Genomic DNA, 6,335 nt, shown 5'->3' on the forward strand with positions numbered 1-6,335 from the left:
CTTCCGATCTCCCCAATGTGGCGTTGGTTGCGTCAGACGCACCGAACGCCACATTGGGTGCATCTGACGCACCGAACGCCACATTGGGGCGTTTGGGCTGGTCAGCTGCGGCCGAAGCAGACGAACGGCATCAGCGGTTCCGTCTGCGCCGCGTCCGCCAAGGCGCGCGCCGGGGGTGTGCCCGCCGCCAGTGCCTTGTGGAACGCCAGCATCACGCCGCCCGCCGTGCGGTCGTCGACCCGGGCCACGCTCGAGACCACCGTGCGGCTGCCGCCGTAGAGCAGCGCTGCCGTGAAGCCGAGGACTTCGTCGCCCGCCCGCACCACCGTCTGGCCGACGTCGCACGAGGACAGCACCACCTGCTCCGGGGCCGTCGCCAGCTGCTGGACGTCGTAGGCCATCAGGGGCCCGTCGGCCAGGTTGAGCCGGGAAAACAGCACGTTCTCCTGCTCGTGGTGGCCGTGCGCGGCGAAGTGGGCCAGGCGGCAGCCGTCGAACGCCTTGAGCGTCGCCGCGACCGTCGCGTCCGGGCCGGTCAGCACCTCGGCGTCCGGGTACAGCGGGGCCAGGCGGGCGACTTCGGCTTCGGCGTGGGTCAGGTCGGACCCCGCGACGAGCAGCGGTGCACCGGTCGCCCGGCCGGACCGGCGGCCGGCGTCGAACCAGGCCGACGACGACGGCGTGACCGTCACCGGGCGGCCGTGCAGCGTCGGCAGCAGCCCCCACGGGATCGCCGACAGCGCGCCGGTCGGCACGACGACGACGTCGAGGTCGCCGAGCCGGGGCGCCAGCGGCGCCAGCAGGATCGCGTCCAGCGCGGTGACCTGCGTCCGCACCGAACGGCGGATGACCCGGTCCAGCTGCGGCGGCAGCTGGCGCCCGCACAACGCGTCGAGGTCGCTGTGCAGCCGCGCGACCGGCTCCGCGACCGCCGCCGCCGGGCCGAGCTCGACCAGCGCCACCCGGTGGTTCGCGATCACCTGCGCGCACAACGCCCCGCGGTCGGCGAGGAAGCAGACCATCGCGCTGCCGGTCGCCGCGAGCTCGTCGCCGATTTCACGCAGTTTCGCCTCGGCGTGGTCGGCGTCGACGCCCTCGGCCTGCCAGCCCTTGGCGCGGATTTCCCGTTCCAGCGCGGCACACCGCTTCACGGCCTGGGCGTCCGGCTTCCCGGCCAGCTCGCCCGCGCGGATCTGCATCGACAGGAACCGCAGCTCGGCGACGGCGTCGACGGTCTCCGGGTGGGCCGGCGGGCGCACCGGCCGGAACCGGAACGCCTGCGCGCGCGAGCGGTCGAGCCAGCGGAACACCACCCCCGGCGAGCGCTGGGCGAGCGCGGCGGCGAGCCCCGCGTCGGCGAGTTCCTTGCCCAGCGACGTTGTCCCGGTCTGCAGGTCGACGCTGCCGAACCGGCTGCGGTGCCGCTGCAGCTGGGTCAGCCCGGCCCGCGCGTTCGCGAAGGTGACGCGCCGGTGGCCGCTCGCCGCCCCGAGTTCGGCCAGCGCGAGCCGCCGGACCAGGCGGTTTTCCAGCGGCGCGGTCCGGCGGTCGCGCGGGGCGATGCCGGCGCGGGCGCCGTCGAGGTCGCCGAGCGCGATCCGGGCCCGGGCCGCCAGCAGGGCCGCGATTTCGGCGTCGTTGCGCAGGCCCAGCCCGGTGAGCCGGTCCGCCAGCGCGGTCGCCTCGGCGGACACGCGGGCGATCCGGCGTCCGGCCGCGAAGTCCGCGCGCAGCACGGTCAGGTGCGCCACCGCCGCCCAGGTTTCGTTGCCACGACGGCGAAACCGGCGTTCGGCCCGCCCGGCCCAGCTGCGCGCGGCCCCCGGGTCGCCGCTCGCCAGCGCGGCCAGTGCCCTGGTCAGCTCGGCCTCGGCGTGTTCCTGGTTCATCCGCAGCCGCGGGAACTGCTCGAGCGCCGCGTCCAGTTCGGCGGCGGCTTCGTGCGGCAGCCCGGCGGCCAGCAGCGCCCGCGCCTTGTCGACGGCCAGCACCGGCAGCATCCCGACGCTCTGGTCGGCGTAGAAGCCGCTCGCCGCGTCGAAGTCGCGCAGCGCGCCCGGGATGTCGCCGGTGAGCACCCGCGCCTGGCCGCGGCCGTGCGCGGCCTTGGCGAAGATCCGGGCCAGGCCGTCTTCTCCGGGCTGGGTCGCCCCGATCTGCTCGCACTGGTCGAGGTCGGCGAGCGCGAGCCGGACGCGCCCGGCGTACTGGTGCAGCATCGCGCGGTTGAGCAGCGTCCGGGCGAGCACGACGAACTCGCCGGCCTGCCGCAGCAGCGGGATGGCCTCGTCGAAGCAGGTGAGGGCTTCGTCCATCCGGCCGATCAGGATGAGCACGAGACCCCGTTGCTGGCGCAGGATCCCGCGCCCGGCGTCGGACACGAGGACGTCGGCCTCGTCGAGCAGCGCGAGCCCGCGGGCGCTGTTGCCGAGCGCGGTTTCGACGGCGGCGTAGGTGCCGAGGACGCGCGTGGCGAGGTCGGGCCAGGCGGGCCACCCGTTCGGAGGTTCGGTGGCGGGCAGGCCGAGCAGCCGCGCGGCGGACCGGATCAGCCGGCCGCCGACCACCGGCTGGCCGTTGTTGGTCGCCGCGACCGCCCGGCGGTGCAGGTCGCGGACCCGGTCTTCGACCCTCGGCGACGCGACCACGGGCTGCCCTTTCGGCCGGGGAAGGACGCCCCGGATCGTACCTCCGAGTCAGAGGTATCAGGCAGCTTCGAAACCGTCGAAAGCTACAGCTCGACCGCCGGTGTGCTCACCGTCCTCGACCGGCCCACCGTGCGCACCAGTACCTGGACCATCCCGTGCGGCACCCCGCTCACCGCGAACCGGCCCTCCGCGTCCGACGTCGTGGTCAGCGGACCCGAACTCGTGCGGACCTCGATCGGGTGCCCGGCCGGGGGCGTGAGCCACCCGTCCAGGCGGATCGTTCCCCCCGGCTCCGGGCTCACGTTCACCATGATCGTCAAGCTTTCGCTGTCGAACGTGATGAGCCTGCCCTGCTCGGCGGCACTGCGCGCGCCCGCGGCGGCGGCCTCCTGCTCCCGGATGCGCATCACCTCCAGGTCGACGTCCTCCAGCTGGATCGCGAAGCGGATCTGCTCCACCAGCGTGGGAGGCATCGGGTCGGCGTCTTCCCACAGCTCGCGCACGCCGGCCAGCAGCCGGAAGTCGAGCTCGTCCAAGGGCTCGTTCGCGCCTGGTGGTTCGACGGTCGTCACAGCCAATCTCCTTCGCCGTTGGCGAGTAGCTGCTCGCGCAGGCGCGCGAGGCAGCGTCCCCTGGTCGGGCCGATACTCCCCCTCGGCATGCCCAGCCGGGCGCCGACTTCGGCGTAGTCCGGCCGGTGCACGAACGCCACGATCCGCAGCAGGCTGCGGCAGCGTTCGGGCAAGGTGTCCACCGCGCGCCACAAGCGCACGCGCTGGTCCTCGCGCAGCACCCCCTCCTCGGGTGCCGGCGAAGCTTCGGCCAGCCGCTCCGGGAGTTCCGGCAGCGGCCGCTCGACCTGGCGCTTTTCCCCCGTGCGCCAGGCCTCCCGCTTGGTGACGGTGATCAGCCAGCCGGTCAGCGCGACCGGCGAGCGGATCTCCGCGAACGAACCGAGCAGCCGCAGCCACGTCGTCTGCACGACGTCGGCCGCTTGATCGGCGTCGAGTCCCTGGTCGCGCGCCACCTGCCAGAGCAACGGCGTGAGCAGGGAAACCAGCTCGTCCAGCGCCGCGCGGTCGCCCTCCCGCGCGGCGTCGAACAGGGTTGCCACGCGAGCGTGGTCGGTCTTGGCCACGTTCACAGCGAGCCCAGCGCGGCCCAGGCGCGCTTGACGACGGTTTCCCGGTCGACCGTGGCCAGGTCCCCGGACTGCAGCAGGGCCTTGCCGAGCTCGGCGGCGGCGAGCGGCGCCGCGAACGACGTCCCGTCCCAGACCGCGAAGCCGGCGCTGTAGTCGTCGGGGTCGAAGGAGTTGCGGCCGAAGCCCGGCACCTCGTGGTCGGCGGCCGCGGTGCCGCGGACGTCGGTCGGGTACGTGCTGACGACGCCGGCGCCGGTCGCCCAGCAGTGCACCCACGGGCCTTCGTTGGAGAACAGCGCCTTGCTGGTGGCGACGTCGGGGTTGAGCGCCCCGACGCTGATCACCTGCGGGCCGCTGCCGCCGCCGAGCGGCTGGTCGGCGAAGGCGGCCGGGTAGAACCGGCGCGTCGTGGCGTCGTTGCCCGCGGCCGCGACGACCAGCACGCCGAGGCCGAGCAGCTCCGCGATCACCGAACCGAACTGGCCGGTGAAGGCAACGTCCGCCGGGTCTTCGACGTAGTAACCCATCGAGATCGAGACGACGTCCACCATGTCCTGCGGGCGGTTGTTCGCCTGCGCGTTGCGGACGCGGTCGGCGAGCAGGTGCAGCGCGAGCAGCACGTCGGCTTCGTACGCCACGCCGTCGCTGTGCACCAGGCGGATGGCGAGCGTGTCGGCTTCCGGGCAGGCCTGCCGGACGATGCCGGCGATGAACAGGCCGTGCCCGGTGTCGGTGTCGATGTCCCCGATCAGCGGCTGGCCGGTCGTCGGCGCGTCCCAGTAGTCGTGGAGCAGCTGGGTGGGCACGGTCGTGCCGGAGCCGAGCTCCGCCTGCAGGATGGCGGCCTGGATGTCCGGGGCGACGGCGAGCCCGGAACCGGCGGGCGGCGGGCCGGAGCGGTCGGCCAGCCCGAACCACGGGTGCGGGCCGATGCCGGTGTCGAGCACGGCGATCACCGGCCGCCGGTGGGCGGGCTTCGGGCTGCGGTACGGCGGGGCGGCGGCCAGCGTCACCGGGATCCGGTTGGCGCCGTGGGTGCGCCCGTACGAGCTGCCCGCGCCGAACCCGCTGGTCTCCCAGGGCGTGCCGCCGAGGCCGCTGGTCTCCCACGGCACCCCGCCGAACACCGGCGTCGTGAACATCAGGTGCTCGACGGACATCTCCCGGACCACGTCCGGATCCAGTTCCGGCCGCTCGCCCGAAGCGGCGGACCGCAGCAGCTGGAGCGCCTTCCAGCAGTCGACGACGACCGGATCGGCGTCTTCGCGCACGTGCAGCAGGGCGCGGACGGGCACGTCGTCGAGCTGCCGGACGCGGGCGAGCTCCTTGGCGTCGCCGCCGCGGTCGGCCGGGGCGGCGTAGAGGCCGATGCGGTCGAGCACGCGGTTGATCGCCGGCAACGTCTCCTGGTCGCGCAGGTACCGCTGGGGCAACAGGAACACGCCCGGCCGGTACACGGTGGTGCGCGGGGCCGGCTGCCCGGCCGCGACGACCGCCGTCGCCGGGTCGAGCACGCGGGCGCCGTGCCGGTCCAGCACCTGCCTCGGCGGGGCCGGGAGTTCGTTGAGCGTCCTTGCGTCCTCCGTCGCTGCTTCCGCGGTCTCGTCCCGCACGAACCTGACGACCATCGGGTCCACCCTCCTGCTGCCTCTGCCCCCGCCACTGATCACCAACGGCACCCGGGAAAGACCCGCGGGCCGCACCCGGGATACGACACCGACGTCACGAATGCATAACGGCCGCGGCAAACGGGTGACGACGTATCTGGCGCCCCCGGCTCACCCACTTGGCCCTCCACAGTCACGGATCCATGCGGGGAGATGACCATGGTTGTGCTCCGGTCGAGCACGCACGAAGCCGCCTTCACACCGGAACCGGCGACCGGCGGCGGCTGCTTCACGGTGCCGCTCGACCTGCCGCCCGGTCCCGGCGGCAGCGCGCCCGCGCTCGCCCTGCGGTACACGACCGGTGCGGCGAACGGCCCGTTCGGCGGCGGGTTCACCGTGCCCCTGCCGCACGTCGGGCCGGCGGACGACCACGCGTCCTCCGGCGCGGCGGGCCGGCTGGTCCGCCGCGGCGACGGCTTCCTGCTCACCACCCGATCGGGCCTCCGGCACTTCCTCGGCCCGGGCGACGGCTCGACCTGGTACCTCGACCGGACCGAGGACGCCTTCGGCACCGCCGCGACGTTCGCCTGGGCGCACCACAGCGGCCAGGCCTACCTCACGCGCGTCTCCTACGGCCCCTACGAAGTGGAGTTCAGCTACGAGCCGCGGCCGGACGTGCTGCGCCGGGGCCGCGGCGGCACCCTCGTCACGACGGCGCTGCGGTGCGCGCGGATCGACCTGCGGGTGCCCGCCTCGGCGCGGCCGCTGGTGCGGCGGTGGACCCTCGGCTACGACGCCGACGACGTCACCGGCGCGTCGCTGCTGACGTCCGTGGCGCTCACCGGCTTCGACACGCACGGCACCGAAACCGCCGCTCCGGTCCTGCGGCTGGGCTACGCCTCCCTGGAGGCCTCGCCGCCGCGGCGGGTCCAGCTG

5 protein-coding genes are annotated in these 6,335 nt (G+C 74.3%); 1 reads left to right on the plus strand and 4 read right to left on the minus strand.

Annotation, left to right across the window (positions count from 1 at the left end):
* Window positions 1-101 precede the first annotated feature (101 nt).
* The 4 genes from ACWEVN_RS45460 to ACWEVN_RS45475 all read right to left on the minus strand — a co-directional run bounded on the left by ACWEVN_RS45460 (window position 102) and on the right by ACWEVN_RS45475 (window position 5,420).
* Entirely contained in the window at window positions 102-2,648 is a 2,547-nt protein-coding gene (locus ACWEVN_RS45460) for a CHAT domain-containing protein (protein WP_449687648.1), read from the minus strand.
* An 83-nt stretch (window positions 2,649-2,731) separates the two neighbouring features.
* Window positions 2,732-3,220: a hypothetical protein gene (locus tag ACWEVN_RS45465; RefSeq protein WP_449687647.1), complete on the minus strand. Its 489-nt coding sequence runs from the start codon at window positions 3,218-3,220 to the stop codon at window positions 2,732-2,734.
* Entirely contained in the window at window positions 3,217-3,792 is a 576-nt protein-coding gene (locus ACWEVN_RS45470; protein WP_449687646.1) for an RNA polymerase sigma factor, read from the minus strand. Before ACWEVN_RS45470 ends, ACWEVN_RS45465 begins: the two co-directional genes overlap by 4 nt.
* Window positions 3,789-5,420, minus strand: a complete 1,632-nt coding sequence (locus ACWEVN_RS45475) for a S8 family serine peptidase (protein WP_452055409.1) — start codon at window positions 5,418-5,420, stop codon at window positions 3,789-3,791. Before ACWEVN_RS45475 ends, ACWEVN_RS45470 begins: the two co-directional genes overlap by 4 nt.
* Before the next feature lie 198 nt (window positions 5,421-5,618).
* On the opposite strand from ACWEVN_RS45475, the gene ACWEVN_RS45480 reads away from it, so the two are divergent.
* Window positions 5,619-6,335: SpvB/TcaC N-terminal domain-containing protein (locus tag ACWEVN_RS45480; RefSeq protein ID WP_452055410.1), on the plus strand; the 717-nt coding region annotated here is incomplete at its 3' end.

The organism is Amycolatopsis sp. NPDC003861 (assembly GCF_053605405.1).